The sequence below is a fragment of the Archangium violaceum genome (assembly GCF_016887565.1).
Lineage (GTDB): Bacteria > Myxococcota > Myxococcia > Myxococcales > Myxococcaceae > Archangium > Archangium violaceum_B.
This window is the reverse complement of the sequence record NZ_CP069396.1, coordinates 10,114,683-10,130,515: the sequence shown is the minus strand read 5'-3', so window position 1 is coordinate 10,130,515 and position 15,833 is coordinate 10,114,683. Positions and strand designations below refer to the sequence as shown.

At 68.0% G+C, this 15,833-nt stretch carries 15 protein-coding genes; 7 read left to right on the top strand and 8 right to left on the bottom strand.

Going from position 1 to position 15,833, the window contains the following annotated elements:
* Positions 1-16: 16 nt before the first annotated feature.
* Entirely contained in the window at positions 17-1,357 is a 1,341-nt protein-coding gene (locus tag JRI60_RS40340) for an NAD(P)/FAD-dependent oxidoreductase (RefSeq protein WP_204221330.1), read from the top strand.
* On the opposite strand, the gene JRI60_RS40335 is transcribed toward JRI60_RS40340, so the two are convergent.
* A complete protein-coding gene (locus JRI60_RS40335; RefSeq protein WP_204221329.1) occupies positions 1,305-2,939 on the bottom strand; it encodes a YifB family Mg chelatase-like AAA ATPase in 1,635 nt (544 codons plus the stop codon). The two genes, JRI60_RS40340 and JRI60_RS40335, sit on opposite strands and share 53 nt — an antisense overlap.
* A gap of 200 nt (positions 2,940-3,139) precedes the next feature.
* On the opposite strand from JRI60_RS40335, the gene JRI60_RS40330 reads away from it, so the two are divergent.
* Positions 3,140-3,799: a hypothetical protein gene (locus JRI60_RS40330; RefSeq protein ID WP_204221328.1), complete on the top strand. Its 660-nt coding sequence runs from the start codon at positions 3,140-3,142 to the stop codon at positions 3,797-3,799.
* Here the strand turns inward: JRI60_RS40330 and JRI60_RS40325 are convergent.
* From JRI60_RS40325 to JRI60_RS40305, 5 genes are all read right to left on the bottom strand, one after another.
* On the bottom strand, positions 3,700-4,323 hold the full coding sequence (locus JRI60_RS40325; RefSeq protein WP_204221327.1) for a DUF2378 family protein: 624 nt from the start codon (positions 4,321-4,323) through the stop codon (positions 3,700-3,702). The two genes, JRI60_RS40330 and JRI60_RS40325, sit on opposite strands and share 100 nt — an antisense overlap.
* Before the next feature lie 51 nt (positions 4,324-4,374).
* Positions 4,375-4,875, bottom strand: coding sequence for an ExbD/TolR family protein (locus JRI60_RS40320; protein WP_204229297.1), 501 nt, complete (start codon positions 4,873-4,875; stop codon positions 4,375-4,377).
* Positions 4,872-5,297 carry an ExbD/TolR family protein gene (locus tag JRI60_RS40315; protein ID WP_204221326.1) on the bottom strand — a complete coding sequence of 142 codons (426 nt, stop codon included), beginning with the start codon at positions 5,295-5,297 and terminating at the stop codon, positions 4,872-4,874. Before JRI60_RS40315 ends, JRI60_RS40320 begins: the two co-directional genes overlap by 4 nt.
* Before the next feature lie 97 nt (positions 5,298-5,394).
* On the bottom strand, positions 5,395-6,078 hold the full coding sequence (locus JRI60_RS40310; protein ID WP_204221325.1) for a MotA/TolQ/ExbB proton channel family protein: 684 nt from the start codon (positions 6,076-6,078) through the stop codon (positions 5,395-5,397).
* 71 nt (positions 6,079-6,149) lie between these two features.
* Positions 6,150-6,905, bottom strand: a complete 756-nt coding sequence (locus tag JRI60_RS40305) for an energy transducer TonB (RefSeq protein ID WP_204221324.1) — start codon at positions 6,903-6,905, stop codon at positions 6,150-6,152.
* A 243-nt stretch (positions 6,906-7,148) separates the two neighbouring features.
* Between JRI60_RS40305 and JRI60_RS40300 the strand changes: the two genes are divergently transcribed.
* From JRI60_RS40300 to JRI60_RS40285, 4 genes are all read left to right on the top strand, one after another.
* Entirely contained in the window at positions 7,149-10,358 is a 3,210-nt protein-coding gene (locus JRI60_RS40300; protein WP_204221323.1) for a TonB-dependent receptor domain-containing protein, read from the top strand.
* A 30-nt stretch (positions 10,359-10,388) separates the two neighbouring features.
* Positions 10,389-11,279: a hypothetical protein gene (locus JRI60_RS40295; protein ID WP_204221322.1), complete on the top strand. Its 891-nt coding sequence runs from the start codon at positions 10,389-10,391 to the stop codon at positions 11,277-11,279.
* Between the two features lie 147 nt (positions 11,280-11,426).
* The gene (locus JRI60_RS40290; RefSeq protein WP_204221321.1) at positions 11,427-12,962 is read left to right on the top strand and encodes a radical SAM protein; all 1,536 of its coding nucleotides are present in this window, start codon (positions 11,427-11,429) and stop codon (positions 12,960-12,962) included.
* Between the two features lie 93 nt (positions 12,963-13,055).
* A complete protein-coding gene (locus JRI60_RS40285; protein ID WP_204221320.1) occupies positions 13,056-13,973 on the top strand; it encodes a hypothetical protein in 918 nt (305 codons plus the stop codon).
* Between the two features lie 206 nt (positions 13,974-14,179).
* Here JRI60_RS40285 and JRI60_RS40280 read toward each other — a convergent pair whose 3' ends face one another.
* Together JRI60_RS40280 and JRI60_RS40275 are read right to left on the bottom strand one after the other, a co-directional pair.
* Positions 14,180-14,779, bottom strand: coding sequence for a hypothetical protein (locus JRI60_RS40280; protein ID WP_239470010.1), 600 nt, complete (start codon positions 14,777-14,779; stop codon positions 14,180-14,182).
* A gap of 3 nt (positions 14,780-14,782) precedes the next feature.
* Positions 14,783-15,334, bottom strand: a complete 552-nt coding sequence (locus JRI60_RS40275; protein ID WP_204221319.1) for a DUF4920 domain-containing protein — start codon at positions 15,332-15,334, stop codon at positions 14,783-14,785.
* A gap of 67 nt (positions 15,335-15,401) precedes the next feature.
* On the opposite strand from JRI60_RS40275, the gene JRI60_RS40270 reads away from it, so the two are divergent.
* On the top strand, positions 15,402-15,833 hold the full coding sequence (locus tag JRI60_RS40270) for a DUF2752 domain-containing protein (RefSeq protein ID WP_204221318.1): 432 nt from the start codon (positions 15,402-15,404) through the stop codon (positions 15,831-15,833).

Below are 15,833 nucleotides of genomic sequence, written 5' to 3'. Positions count from 1 at the left end.
GAGGAATTTCCTGAACATGACGGGCCTACGCGACAAGCTTCCCCATGTGGTCATCCTGGGTGGTGGTTTTGGCGGCCTGTATGCGGCGCGTGCACTGCGGAACGCTCCGGTGCGGGTCACCGTGGTGGACCGGCAGAACCATCATCTGTTCCAACCCCTGCTGTATCAGGTGGCCACGGCCACCCTCAGCCCGGGGGAGATCGCCTCGCCGATCCGCGGCCTGTTGAGCCGGGAGTCGACGGTCCTGCTCGCCGAGGCGACGGGCGTGGACGTGGCCAACAAGCGCGTGCTGCTGGCCGACGGCGAGCTGTCCTACGACTACCTCGTCATCGCCACCGGGGCGACGCACTCCTACTTCGGCCATGACGAGTGGGCGAAGTACGCCCTGGGATTGAAGACGATCGACGACGCGCTGGAGATCCGCCGCCGGGTGCTCCTGGCCTTCGAGATGGCCGAGCGCGAGCCGGATCCGGTCCGCCGTCGCGAGCTGCTCACCTTCGTCATCATCGGCGCGGGGCCCACGGGCGTGGAGATGGCCGGCGCACTCGCGGAGATCTCCCGCCACTCGCTGGCGAAGGACTTCCACAACATCGATCCCTCGCAGGCCCGCATCCTCCTGCTGGAGGGCCAGACGCGCGTGCTGCCCGTCTACTCGGAGGACCTCTCGGAGAAGGCTCGCCGCGCGTTGGAGAAGCTGGGGGTGGAGGTTCGCACGAACACGCGAGTCACCCGGATCGACGAGACGGGGGTGTACATCGGCGAGGAGCGCATCCCGGCGTGGAGCACCATCTGGGCCGCTGGGGTGGCCGCCTCTCCGGTGGCGCGCTCGCTGGGCGTGCCGCTGGACCGGGCGGGCCGCGTCCACGTATCACCCGAGCTCACCGTCCCTGGCCGTCAGGATGTCTTCGTCATCGGGGACCTGGCGCACTTCGTCCAGGATGGCAACCCCATCCCCGGAGTGGCGCCCGCGGCCATCCAGCAGGGCAAGCACGCCGCGCGCAACATCCGCCGCATCCTGGAGGGCAAGCCGATGGAGCCCTTCCGTTACTGGGACCGGGGCACCTACGCCGTCATCGGGCGCGGCAAGGCGGTGGGGGTGGCCTTCCAGCGCTTCGAGTCCTCGGGCTTCTCCGCGTGGATGGCGTGGCTTGGCATCCACATCCTCTTCCTCATCGGATTCCGCAGCAAGCTGGCCGTGCTCCTCGACTGGGCCTACTCGTACGTCGCCTTCAAGCGCTCGGCCCGTCTCATCACCGGCCCGTTGCCCGAGCTGGTGCGGCCCGTGAGGGTGGGGGAGGGCACGCTCAAGAGTCCTCCGGGGACCGGAAGTCCCCCGCGGGACGCCGCACTTGGCTGAAGACATCCCGTGGGGGAGGCGTGCCTCCATGGATGTTGGCGTGCATCCAGTCCCGCCGGTCGATCTGCCGGCAGCCGATGGCGAGGTGCATGTCCGCGTCCTCGATGCGGTCGTGCCCTTCGAGGTCCGCCCGGGACAGCGCCAGCTTGAGGATGCGGTCGTGGGCGCGTGCGGACAGGCCGAAGCTCTGCATGGCCACCTGGAGCTTCTTCTCGGCGAGCAGGGACAGCTTGCAGTAGCGGTGCACCAGCCGCACCGGCATCTGCGCGTTGCAGTACACTCCTGGCTCGTCGCGGAAGCGGAACCGCTGGCGCTCGCGGGCGGCCTCCACGCGTTCCCGGTAGTAGGTGCTCGGGGGCTCCTCTTCGCCGTTGCGTGAGATGTGGTGGTACTCCACCGGGCGCGTCTGCAGGGTGATGTCGATGCGGTCCAGCAGGGGACCGCTTACCCGCGAGTGATAGTCGAAGACCCGGTGCTCCAGGCACTTGCATCTCCGCCCGGGGACGTTGAAGTAGCCGCACGGGCAGGGGTTCATCGCCGCCACCATCATCACCCGGCAGGGATAGGTGACGTGCTGGGTGGCTCGTGCCAGGTGGATGGAGCCCTCCTCCAGCGGCTGGCGCAGCACCTCCAGCACGTTCTTTCGGAACTCGGGCAGCTCATCGAGGAAGAGCACGCCATGGTGCGCCAGGGAAAGCTCTCCGGGCCTTGTGGCCGGACCCCCGCCCACCAGCCCCGCGTCGGAGATGGTGTGGTGGGGGGCGCGGAAGGGCCGCTCGCGCATCAGCGCCTGGTCCTCTCCGAGCAGGCCGAGCACGGAGTAGATCTTCGTCACCTCCAGCGCCTCCTCGAACGTCATGGCGGGGAGGATTCCGGGCAGCCGTCGGGCCAGCATCGTCTTGCCCGAGCCCGGAGGGCCGCAGAGCATCACGTTGTGGCCTCCAGCGGCGGCCAGCTCCAGGGCCGTCTTGATGTCCCCCTGGCCCCGGACGTCGGACATGTCGAGCGGGGCCTGGCGCCTGCGGAGGAGGGTGGGGGAGCCGTTCTCGCGCAGGAAGGGGGTCAGGGGCTTCTCCCCGGTGAGGTGGTCCACCGCCTCGCGCAGGTGCTGGACGGACAGCACCTGGATGCCCTCCACCAGCGAGGCCTCGGCCGCGTTCGCCGCCGGCACCATCACCCCCTCGTAGCCCCCGTCACGCGCCGCCACGGCCAGCGGCAGCACGCCCTTGATGGGCTTCACCCACCCGTCCAGCGCCAGCTCGCCGCCAAAGAGGTAGCGCGACAGGGGCTCCTCCTCCATCAGCTTCGCCGCCGCCAGCACCCCCAGCGCGATGGGCAGCTCGAAGGCCGCCCCTTCCTTGCGGATGTCCGCCGGGGCCAGGTTCACGGTGATCCGCTTCGAGGGCAGCTCGAAGCCGCAGTTCTTCAGCGCGGAGACGACGCGCACCTTGGACTCGCGCACCGCCCCCTCCGGGAGCCCGACCACGTTGAAGTAGGGCAACCCGAGGGCCATATCCACCTCGCACTCCACCACCACCGCGTCGATGCCCATCAACGCCCCCGACCGCACCCGCGCCAGCATGTCCCGCCCTCCAAATGGTCCTCGCCACGCGAGAGCAATGCGCGTACCGGGCCCTTCTCCGAGGAGAACCTCTCGTCGGTGCGTCCTCGGCCTCGGATGGCACGTCCCAGGGGGCGGAGCGGCTCTATCCCGGGAGCAGCGCTCGTACCGTAGGAAGGGAAGGGGACAGCCAGCGTGGAATTCAGGTACTCTGGTGTGCCATGGAACACACCGCCTCGGCCCCGACCTCGGATAGCTCTTCCCGCTCCGTTCACGTCCGCCGCGCAGACCTGAAGCGCAATGCCCGGCTCAAGCTGACGTTCGCCATCTTCCGCTTCTGCCTCTACGGAATGGTGGGCCTGTCGTCGGAGATCTTCTTCTACAACCTGGTCCGCATCGCCCGGCACGTACCGCTGCTCGAGATGCTCTTCCGCTTCCAGTGGCGGGTGGATGACCGGCTGGGCCTCAACGACATCTGGGACACGCCCGTCGTCACGGCGTACGGCCAGTGTTCGCTGTGGATGTTCCTCATCTACGGCGTGGCCTGCTTCTACTTCATCGAGGCCATCTACCGTCGCACCTTCCGCCAGCCCACGCTGCTGCGCGCGGTGCTCTACGGCCTCGCCATCCTCGTCTTCGAGGGCCTCAGCGGGGTCTTCCTGGAGAAGCTGACGGGCTACCGCATCTGGTACTACGCGGACAGCGGCGCCATCCTCTGGGAGATGACGTCGCTCTACATCCTGCCCATCTGGATGGTGACGGGGCTCATCGCCGAGTTCATCTACAGGGAGCTGATGGACCCGGACCTGGTGGCGGCCTTGGAGTCGCCCCTGCCGGCCACGCCCGAGGAGACGGAGGCCTCGCTCCAGCTGATGCAGTAGGTGCAGGCGTGACCGTTGTAGCCGGACAGGTCGACGCGGATGCTCTCCGCGCCGGCCGTCCGCAGGCCCGCGTGGATGATGCCCGCGGTGAACGTGGGCAGCGAGCCGACCTCGTTCATCCACAGCTCGAACTGGCGCGGGCCCAGCTCCTTGAGGCGTGACTCGGTGTAGTTGTTGCCCGCCCGGAAGTTCTGCGTGGCTCGCATCAGCGCCCGCTTGGGGCCCAGCACGCGCAGCAGCGAGAGCACGGCCCGGCCGAGCATCGTCTCGCGGAAGCCGTCGATGCAGGCCTCGCCAATCTTGAAGGCACCCTCATCCAGCGGTTCGCCCGGGTAGAGCTCCTCCGCCGTGATGCGGAGGAACGCCATCCACGAGTCGAAGGGGTAGGCGGGGCGGAGCTTCTGGTCGAGATCCAACCCCGCCTGGCGCAGGCGCACCTTGCACCCGGGCGGGAGGCGCCCGTGCAGCGCGCGTACGAAGACTGCTTCGATGGTCTGCTCGAAGACGAGGAGCTCGTCGGCCATGAGAATTTTACACTCTAGCCGACGAGCCCCTGGTTGTGAATCACGCTGAGACTAAGGAGCCGGAGCGGGCGCGGGATCGCCCGCCGGAGCGGCGCCCGGGTCACCCGCCGGAGCCGCCGGGATGTCCTCGGTGGCCATGCCCAGCACGAAGGCGCCGGCCTGCTTGGCGCCGTCGAAAGCGGCCACCAGCTTGCCGTAGTTCGCCTTGTCGTCCGCCACGAAGAAGACGATGCGGTCCTCCTTCGTCTTGGCGGCCAGCATGCGCTTGAGCTTGTTGACGTACTCCTCCGGGGTGACCGGATCCGTGTTGATGGAGTAGGTGCCGTTGGCGTCCAGCTTGACGATGAGCTGGTTGTTGTCCTGGGGCATCTGCTCCACGGGCACGTCTTCCGTCTCCGGAATGCGCACCTCGATGTCCTTCTCGAGGAGCGGCGTGACGACCATGAAGATGATGAGGAGCACCAGCACCACGTCCACCAGCGGCGTGACGTTGATCTCCGAGTTGGGTGGGGTCGCGGGCTTGACCCACTTGCGCGTCTTGGCCATGGCTATTTCTTCAGCTCCTCGACGCCGAGGAAGATCTTCTTGGCCTTGGCCTTGCGGGTGATCTCCATCACCTGGCGCACGTCGCCCACGGTGAGGGCGCTGTCACCCTTGAGAAGGATCTTCTTGTTGGGGAGGTAGGCGAGCGTCTCGCGCAGCTTGCCCTCGAGGCCGGCCGCGTCGAGCTCGTCCTGCTCCAGGAACATCTTCTTGTCCGTGGTGACGGAGAGGATGACCGGATCCGGATCATTCCCTTGTTTCTCCGAGTCCTCCACCTTGGCGGCCTTGGGCAGGCTCACGGACTTGCCACGCTGGAGCATGGGCGTGACGACCATGAAGATAATGAGGAGCACCAGCACCACGTCCACCAGCGGCGTGACGTTGATGTCGCTCTTCGGGCCCCCTTGGGAGCCACCTACGGACATTCCCATGCGTGCACCTGTTGCAGGAAAAGAGCGTGCCCGCCCCACGTGGGGTCCCCGTCTTCACGGGGACCCGACGCACGAGGAGGCGGGCTTCTCGGATGGACTAACCCTGCTGCGGGGTGTGCGCGCCACCACCCAGGTTGCGCGCCACCACGTCCAGGAACTCGTTGGAGGACTCGGAGATGTCCACCGCGCGCGAGTCCACCCAGCCGGACAGGAAGTTGTAGGCCATAACGGCGGGGATGGCCACCAGCAGTCCGAAGGCGGTGGTGATGAGCGCCTCGGCGATACCAGCCGAGATGGTGCCCAGACCGCCCGAGCCCGCCTGCGCCATGAGCTGGAAGGCGTTCACGATACCCATCGTGGTGCCGAGCAGACCCACGAACGGGGCCGTGGAGCCCACCGTGGCCAGGATGCCCAGGCCGCGCTTGAGGCTCTGCACCTCACGCTGCGCCTGACGCTCGAGGGCGCGCGACACGGACTCCACCGCCACGTCCTTGTCGGACGGGCTGATCCGGTACGCCGTCAGGCCCGAGCCGATGACGCGGCCCAGGTGGCCGATCTCCTTGCCCATGTTGGTGTTGGCGGCCTGCTGCAGATCGCCCTTGGCCAGGATGGCGCCCATCTTGGCGGCGAAGTTGCGCGAGTCCTTGCGGGTCTTGCGGAACACGATGACGCGCTCCGCCATCACGACCAGCGACGCGACGGACATGATCGCCAGAGCGAAGATGATGCAGCGGGCGAAGAGGCCCGTGTGGTGCCAGATATCGGTAAGCGTGAATTGCATGGTCGGGGGAAGCGCTCCTCCTCGAGCGCGGGTGGAATACGGCAATGACGACTAGGCGGGGAGCCCGTCCCTCAGCGGGGCAGGCTCAAACGGATGTTGAAGGTGTAGTCGACCTGCACCGGGCGTCCCTGGAACGTCACGGGCTGGTAGCGCGCGGCGTACAGGGCGTCCAGGACGGCCTGCTCCATGTGCGGCAGGGGCTTGATGATGCGGCACCGCTCGATCTTGCCCTCCGTGGTGATGACGCACTTGACGATCATCAGGCCCTGCACGCGGGCCTCGAGAGCCTCGCGAGTATACTGAGGCTGCGGACCAGAAAGCTTCTCGGGGCGAGTCATTCCCGCGCCGAACGGCAGCACGTCCGTTCCCGTGCCGCCCAGCTGACCGCCCAGCACTCCGCCAACCACGCCACCGACCACGCCGCCGATCACACCGCCCTCGACACCGCCTTCGACGCCTCCCTCGACCTCCTCCTCACTGGCCTCCTCCTCCGCGGCGTTCGGATCCGGCTCCACCTCGGGCGGCTTCTCCTGGGGGATCTCCTTGGGCTGCACGATCACGTCCGGCTTCTTCACCACCGGCTTCTTGGTGGAGTTCTTCTTCTTGGCCGGAGGAGGCGGCGGGGGAGGCGGGGGCGCGGCCGCCATCGGCGGCGCCATGGCCTGCTTGAACGTCACCTCCACTTCCTTCTCCTCCTGCTTGGCAGGACGGGTGGAGAGCCAGAGTGCCGCGGCGAACAGCCCCACGTGCAGGACGACCGAAATGACGGCGCCCACGCCGACGCGAGACTTGGGGCCTTGCCCACGGTCAAGGACAGAGTCGAACATGCGCTACGCTCCTCTACTCCTAATGGAGACCCACCACAGTCCCGCCAGGATCGCAAAAGGCGCGCTACATTACAAAAACCCTGGCCGGGTGCAAGTGACCCCACCCTGGAGGTTCACCTGCGTGATCGCGCAATGCCCCAGTAGTCACCAAAAAGCAACGGCATATTGACAAGTGGTGGACCTCCGATATTTTCCTCGACCATTTTAGTTGCAGCAAAAGCCCACCTTGGAGGGGTTCCCAGCATGCAAGTGAAACGAATGCTCCGGGCAACCGGAGTGGTCGTGGTCGCCGGTCTTTCGTACGGGACCGCGGCCTATGCCGATAGCGTGATCGTCGGTCAGGTTGTCAGTGCCGATTCGAAGAAGCCGGTCGGTGATGTCGTCATCACGGCCACCTCGCCCAACCTGCAGGGAGAGCAGGTGGTGGTGACGGACGCTCAGGGCCAGTACCGTATTCCCCAGCTGCCGCCCGGTGTGTACACGCTGCGGTTCGACAAGGAGTCCTTCAAGCCCTTCTCGCGCTCGGAGGTGCAGCTGCGTCTGGACCGCACCATCCGCGTGAACGTGGAGCTGCTGCCGGAGAACTTCTCGGAGGTGATCGAGGTCACCGCCCGGCCGCCCACCATCGACGTCGGCTCGACGAGCACGGGCGTCAACGTGGATCAGGAGTTCATCAAGCGCATCGCGGTGAACCGTCCTGGCGGCAAGGGCGGAGCGGCGCGCTCGTTCGACAGCCTGGCCGAGCTGGCCCCTGGCGCGCAGAACGACTCGTACGGCGTGTCCATCAACGGCACCACGTCTCCCGAGAACGGGTACGTGGTGGACGGCCTGTCCACGAACGACCCGGCCTTCGGCATCAACGCCAGCCCGCTGAGCGTCGAGTTCGTCCAGGACGTCAACATCATCACCGGCGGCTACATGCCGGAGTACGGCCGCTCCACCGGCGGTGTCATCAACGCGGTGACGAAGTCCGGCTCCAACGAGTTCCACGGTACCATCTTCGGCAGCGTCACTCCGGGCCCCCTGGGTGGCACGCCCGCGACGGTGGTGAACGATGGCTCGGTGGTCACCGGCGTCAGCGCGCTGGATGTGCTGGGTGACGTGGGCGCCACCCTCGGCGGTCCGATCATCAAGGACAAGCTGTGGTTCTTCGCCGGCGTGTCGCCGTCGTTCAGCCGCTACACCCACACCCGCGGCGTCAACCGCATCCTCACGGACGTGGTCACGCAGACGGACCCGGACACGGGTGAGGTGTCCCAGGTGGCGGTGCCCCGCACGGATCCGGTGACGGGTCTCACGATGACCGAGCCCATCCCGGGCTCCTCGCGCGACTACCTGGGGACGGCCCGCTCCCTGCAGTACATGGGCAAGCTGACGTACCTGCTCAACCAGGACCACAACGTGTCGCTGTCCGTCACGGGCACGCCGAGCGTCTCGGGTGGTGGTAGCGCCCGCGCGCTGGCCATCGACCCGCAGACGGGCCGGCTCCCGACGCGCCTCAACGGCAAGCCCGAAAGCTTCGGCACCATCCAGGAGATCTCGGGTACCACGGCCCTCGCCCTCAAGTACGCGGGCGCCTTCGCGGACAAGAAGTTCCTGCTGGACGCGAACGTCGGCTGGTTCCACCAGACGGCCGCCACCCTGCCGTCCGACGGCAGCCGCCCGGGTGACCCCACGGGCCTGGCCGCTCTGTCGGAGATCACCTACCGCGCCCCGCGCTCCATCGGCTACTTCGAGCGCTACGACAACATCGACGCGCTCTGCAACGAGGGCGCCGCCGACACCGTTCCGGGCTCGGTGGCCTGCCCGGCGTTCAACTACACCGCGGGCGGCTACTCCGCCATCTCGGATGGCAAGCTGGACCGCGTGCAGGTGAACACCAAGGGTACGTACCTGCTGAGCCTGCTCGGCAACCACGTGCTCAAGGCCGGCGCGGACGTGGAGCTGCTGAGCTACGATCAGCTCAAGGCGTTCCCCGGTGGCGTGCGTCTGCGCGAGTCGCTCACCGGCGGCTCCTGGCAGGACTACCGCCGCTACGGCTACCAGACCGGTCCGGACACCGCGTTCGGGACCCCCACCCAGCAGTCGCTGTCCACCAGCACCACCGCCGGTGGCTTCCTCCAGGACAGCTGGACGATCGCCAGCCGCGTGACGCTGAACGTGGGCGTGCGCTACGACACCCAGTGGTTGTACGGCGGTGACCGCAACCTGGCCTTCGTGCTGGGCAACCAGGTCTCCCCGCGCGTGGGTGTGATCGTCGACCCGCTCGCCAATGGCCGCATGAAGGTGTTCGCCAACTTCGCGCGCTACTACGAGCAGGTGCCCATCAACCTGCTGGACCGCAACTTCCCCTCCGAGAGCCGCTACCAGGCGAGCCGCAAGGCGGGTGTGGGCGCGTGCGATCCGGCCATCCTCGACACGCCGGCGGGCCACGACCAGTGCGTGCAGGACTCCACGGTCCTCCAGACCAAGGACGACTACGGCCTGGATCCGAGCTTCAGGTTCAGCGGCGGCAAGTCGGACAAGGAGCCGGTGGACCCCAACATCCAGGCGCAGTCCTCGGATGAGTACCTCGTCGGTGCCGAGTACGAGCTGTTCGCCAACATCCGCGCCGGTGCGTCCTACACGCACCGCAACATGAACTCGGTCATCGAGGACATGAGCAACGATGACGGCAACACGTACTTCCTGGGCAACCCGGGCCAGGGCTTCGCCTCGGCGTTCCCCAAGGCGACGCGCAACTACGACGCGGTGACGGTGTTCCTCAACCGCACCTTCGCCGATGGCTGGCTGGCGCAGGCCAGCTACACCTGGTCGAAGCTGTTCGGTAACTACCCCGGTCTGTTCCGTCCGGAGAACGAGCAGTTGGATCCGAACATCCTGTCGGACTTCGACCTGCGCTCGCTGCTGGTGAACCGTGAGGGCCTGCTGCCGTACGACCGCACCCACTCGGTGAAGGTGTTCGGCGCCAAGGAGTTCAACTTCTCCAAGGACCTGACCGCGAGCATCGGTCTGTCGTACCGCGGCAACTCCGGTTCGCCCGTCAGCTACATCGGCGCGCACCCGACCTACGGCACCAGCGAGGCCTTCATCCTCCAGCGTGGCACGGCGGGCCGCTCCCCGTGGGTGCACAACATCGACTCCAACGTCGGTGTGAACTACCGCGTGACGAAGTCCAACGTGGTGTCCGTGACCCTGGACGTGTTCAACATCTTCAACTTCCAGGAGGCCACGCTGCTGGACAACAACTACACGTTCGCCAGCGTGCGGCCGGTCACCGACAAGAGCGTGACGCCCGATAACCTCAAGCCGGAGCATGTCACCAAGATCAACGAGGACACGCTCCAGGATGAGGGCACCCTCACCGACGACGACCTCAACAAGAACTTCAAGAAGCCGACCCAGTACCAGACGCCGCGGCAGATCCGCTTCGGCATCAAGTACACCTTCTAGGAACTCCAGCCGGAATTGGATTCGAGAAACATGACCAAGCGTATTTCTACTGCAGTGGCCGTGCTGGGCGCGGCCGGCATGATCTCCGGCTGCAACCTCGAGCAGCCGTCGGCTGGTTGCATCGTCCAGGACGCCACGGACTGGACGGCCAAGTACACCCTGAAGGACCAGGCGCAGGCGACCACGTCCTGCGGCAAGCTGACGGGTGAGCAACTCGGCGTCTTCAAGTACATCAACCCCAACGCCACGGCCGAGCAGAAGGCCCAGAGCATGGGGTCCAAGTTGGCCATCCGCCCCAACGGACAGGCCTCGCTCACCACGTTCGTGTACCCCATCCAGGACTCGAACGACGACGACACGGCGGCCTTCTACCCGAACGGCAAGCCGGTGCTGACCACGCACGAGGAGTCGCGCCTGCAAGGGACCGCGACCCCCGCCGACGCCACCAACATGTCCGGTACCTTCACCGAGCAGCCGGACGACGAGAGCATGTGCACGGCGAACGGCTTCACCGAGACCCGGGTGGCGGCCAAGGAGATCGTCTTCACGCCGCCTCATGGCTTCGGTGACGAGGTGCGCGTGCCGGCCCAGACGGCCGAGTACCTCTTCAAGGACGTGCAGGTGTACTCGGATCCGTCGGCTCCGGGCACCCAGCTGCGTGGCACGCTGGTGTACGGCGACGGCACGGGCTGCAAGGCGGAGTACGAGGTGTGGGCCCTGTGGCCGACGGTCGCCTGCGAGACGGACGCGGACTGCGGTGAGGGCTCCGGCCTCAACCCGGACTTCGACGTGAAGTGCGACACCACGCTCAACAACGTGGTCGTCGTGGATGAGGAGGACTACGGCCGCACGAAGATCTACGCGGCGGGCGTGTGCGCGCCGGCCCGTCGGCCGCCGTCCTTCAAGCCGACGAAGAGCTAGGCGGCAATCCACCCGTCCGGGCTCCGGCTCGGACGGGGGTTGAATCGCGGCCCCGGTTGCTCCTCCCCCACGCGGGAGTGGCAGCGCGGGGCCGCGGTGTTTATGCACGGTTGATCACTGTCTCAGCCTCGTTTCCCAGGAAGGTGCATGGAGGGTCGGTACTCACTCGTCGAACGCGTCGCGGCCTTGTTGGCCGATGAGCAGGGCACGCTCCGCAAGGAGGCGCCCTACCGGGTGGCCCTCTGCTACCCGAGCCCCTACCACGTGGGCATGAGCTCGCTCGGCTACCAGGCCATGTACCGGGAGATTCATGAGCATCCGGGGGCCACCGCCGAGCGCGCCTTCCTCCCGGATGACGTGGAGGCGTACCGCCGCACGCGCACGCCCCTCTTCTCCTTCGAGTCGCAGGCCCCCGTCTCCAGCTTCCACATGCTGGCCTTCTCGGTCGCCTATGAGCTGGAGCTGACCGGGCTCTTCTCCATGTTGGAGCTGTCCGGCATTCCCCTCCTTCGGGAGGAGCGGGACGAGCGCCACCCGCTCGTGGTGGCCGGTGGGCCCCTCACCTTCTCCAATCCGGATCCGCTCGAGCCCTTCGCGGACGTGCTCGTGCAGGGCGAGGCCGAGGACCTCATCCATGTCCTGCTGGAGGCGGCGGCGTCCATGGACAAGGACGCGCTCCTCACGCACCTGGCGGCCGTTCCTGGCTTCCGCGTGGCCGGGAGGGGAGGCCAGCGCTACCACGTCGCCAAGGCCACGGACGCGCGGCTGCCGGCGCGCTCGGCCATCGTCACCCCGCACACGGAGCTGCGCTCGATGTTCCTCATCGAGCCCGAGCGCGGCTGCTCGCGCGGCTGCCACTACTGCGTCATGCGGCGCACCACCAATGGCGGCATGCGCACCGTGCCGCCCGAGCGCGTGCTGTCGCTCATCCCCGAGCACGCGAAGCGCGTGGGCCTCGTGGGCGCGGCCGTGACGGACCACCCGCGCATCGTCGAACTGCTGCGCACCCTCGTGGACTCCGGCCGCGAGGTGGGTGTGTCCTCGCTGCGCGCCGATCGGCTCACCCAGGAGTTGGTGGACCAGCTGCGGCGCGGGGGCGCCACCAACCTCACCGTGGCCGCGGACGGGGCCTCGCAGCGCATGCGGGACCTGGTGGACCGCAAGCACTCGGAGGAGCAGATCCTCCGGGCGGCGAACTTCGCCAAGACGGCGGGGATGCGACAGCTCAAGGTGTACAACGTCGTCGGTCTTCCCCTGGAGGAGGACGCGGACATCGACGAGCTGGCGCGATTCACCGTGGAGCTGTCGAAGATCCTTCCGGTGGCCCTGGGCGTCGCGCCCTTCGTGGCCAAGCGCAATACGCCCCTGGACGGGGCCCCCTTCGCCGGCATCCGCGAGGTGGAGAACCGCCTGGAGCGGCTGCGCAAGGGCCTCAAGGGGCGCGCCGAGGTGCGGCCCACCTCGGCCCGCTGGGCCTGGGTGGAGTACATGCTGGCCCAGTGCGGCCCCGAGGCCGGTCTGGCCGCCATGGACGCCTGGAAGGCCGGTGGGAGCTTCGCCGCCTTCAAGCGCGCCTTCCAGGAGCGCGACTGCCAGCCCTACCTGGCGCGCCGGGTGGAGGATGGCCGACGCCGGGCCACCGTCTGGCCCTCCGTCCCCAACGTGGCTCCGCCCTACGTCTGACGCTTGGCGCGGGCGGGCCTTGCCCCGGGCCGCCCGCTCTCTGCTAGAAGGCCGCACGCGCCGTTTCCAGGCGCCAGGAGGCTTGTGGCAGCGGTGAGCACGGATCGCGTGGACAAGGCGTGGCAGCGCAAGGGGCTGAAGGACTACTCGACGGAGGCCATCATCGGCACGCTCGGGCACTACGGTGTCCAGGTGAGCGAGGCGGACTTCCGTCAGCTCGCCGAGAAGAAGTACCCCGGTAGCATCGCCGAGGGCTGGATGCCCCAGTGGAAGGGCACTGGCCAGTTCGCCCCCTTCCCCTATGCCGCCGCCGGAGAGCTGTGGCGGCGCTGGCTGTCGGATCGGGCCGCTCCGTATGACCTCTCCGAGGGTCTTGCCCAGCTCATGGGCTCCCTGGGACAGCTCCTCCAGGGCTCGCAGCAGGCCCCCGTGGGCCCGGCCTTCGAGCGCATGAACGAGCTGCGCAAGCGCCTGCCCGTCAATGACAAGGGCGAGCCCGAGCCCGGCTTCATGCAGGAGGCCCTGCGCGTGTTCGACGAGCGCGCCGCCCGCGCCTTCGACGACCTCGCCGAGATGCTCGCCAAGGCCGGTCACGCCGGGCACGCCGACGCTTTCGCCGACCTGGAGGAGTTCCTCCTGCCGGATCGCCGCGGTGTCTCCAAGTCCATCGTCCGCGCCGCCCGGGGCGAGCGCGACGCGGCCCTCGAGGACCTGCAGAAGGTGGCCTCGGATGGCTCGCGCTCGCCGCTCTCGCGCGTGCTCGCCGTGGATGGTCTGCTGCACCTCGGTGCCAACGACAAGGTCACCGCCGTGGGCCGCCCCCTCCTGGAGGAGGCCGAGCGCACCCAGGACTGGCACCTCGCGCTGGACCTGGTCGCCCGCCTCGAGCACGCCCACAAGCAGCTCGGCGACCGCACCGCGCTCGCCGCGCTCGCCAACGATCGGGCCCGCGTCGAGAAGGCCCACGACGAGGCCCACCCGGGTCACCGCCGTCATCAGCACCAGCACTGAGGGCACAGTCCCTCTCCCTTCGGGAGAGGGTCAGGGTGAGGGGATGTGTTCCAGTGCCCTCACCCGTGTCACGGCGCACAGAGGGGAACCCGAGTGCTCCCCATACCCTCACCCCGTCCCTCTCCCAGGGGGAGAGGGTCCAACCTGGTTCCTCACCGTGGATGTCCCCTCTCCCTCTGGGAGAGGGTCAGGGTGAGGGTCTTCCCTCAGTAGGGCACGTCTTCCTCGGGTTTCTCCTGTGCTGGTGGCTGCCCCGGCATCTCTTCTCCGGCGGACTGTGCCTCCTCGGCCGTACGTCCCCGGCGGGGAAGGGGGATGAACTTCACCTCCGGCACCGCCTCCTGTACGTCCTTCACCGGCACCACCGCTCCCACCGTCGTGTAGCGGATGGCTCCCGTCTGCGTGAAGGTGTGCCGCAGCTCGTACGACTTCGCCCTCGGCAGGAACCACTCGCGCACCGCCTTCAGCGGCAACACGTGCAGCTCCCCCTGCGCCAGGAACACGTACATCAGCAGATCCGCGCCGCTGTAGAGGAAGCAGCCCGGTGTGTCCCGCTCCAGGTTGGACACCAGCTCGAAGAAGTAGCGCCGACGGCGCGGCTGCCGGTCTCCCTTCACCTCGATGCCGCGCACCTCTCCCGAGGGCAGCTCCCACAGCAGGTCCACCCCACGATGCTGGAATCGCGGGTCCTCCTGCACGTCATGGACGCGGGAGCCGGGCTCGGTCACCAGGAGCCAGTTCCGGGCGTACTGCACGGCCCGGTCGGCCGCGCCCATCACGCCCCTCATGCTGAAGCTGCGTGCCATCGCTCAGCGGCGCAGTTCCACGCCCGTGGCCACCAGCTGCACCTCGCGCGGCTTGCCGTCGGCGCCACGGGGCACGATGGCGCCCTCGGCCTCGTAGTGCTTCGCCATGTCCTCGCTCAGCTCCGACACCTTCACCACGCCCTCCACCCGGGCCGACGAGCCCGCCGAGTCCAGCGGCACGAAGAAGCCGTAGTCCTTGAACGTCACCCGCACCCCGGCGCCCTTCGCGCCCTCGGCCAGCTCCATCCAGCAACCCTTCTTCTGGCAGGCCTTGCGCACCTGCCCCTCCACGCGCACCGTCTTGCCATCGTGGCCCTGCGGCTTCGCCAGCAGGTCGGTCAGCTTCACGGCCGGAGCCCCCTTGAGCGCCTCCCCGCGCGTCAGCGTCCAGCCCGAGGCCGGCTTCGCATCGGCCGGCGTCTCCGGGTGGGGGCAGTTCTCCTGTACGGCGGGCTTGGCGGCGGGCTTCTGCGCCGCGGCCGGAGCCGGGGCCTCGGCGAGCGCCACGAGGGGGAGGGCGAACAGCGTCAGCAGGGCGGAGCGGAAGGTCTTCATCCCCCAGGGGATAGCCCGAAGCCTTTGTCCGGGCAAGACGCCCGGAATCCCGGTTACACTATCCGACGTGAAGGTCACCCTCCCCAAGCCCAACCGCACCTTCGGTCTCACCGACGTGCTCGGCCTCGTGGGCCTCGTCGGGCTGCTCATCGCCCGCTACGTCCCCGTGGCGAAGATCATTCCTTTCTGGGGCTGTGCCCTGCGGGAAACGACCGGCTGGCCCTGCTTCGGCTGCGGGCTGACGCGCGTGGCGGATCGGGTGGCCCACCTCAACTTCGCCGGGGCCTGGGACGCCAACCCGCTCGGCACGGTGGCCGCCCTCTTCTTCGCCCTCATGGTGGTGGTGACGGTGCTGCACCTCGTCTTCGCCATGCCCATCCCCCAGGTGCGGCTCTCCCCCAGGGAGTGGCACTGGGTCCGCATCGCCGCCGCCCTCCTCCTCCTCACCAACTACGCCTGGGTGGTGGTGAAGACGAAGTTCCCCTACCTGCTCGCCTAG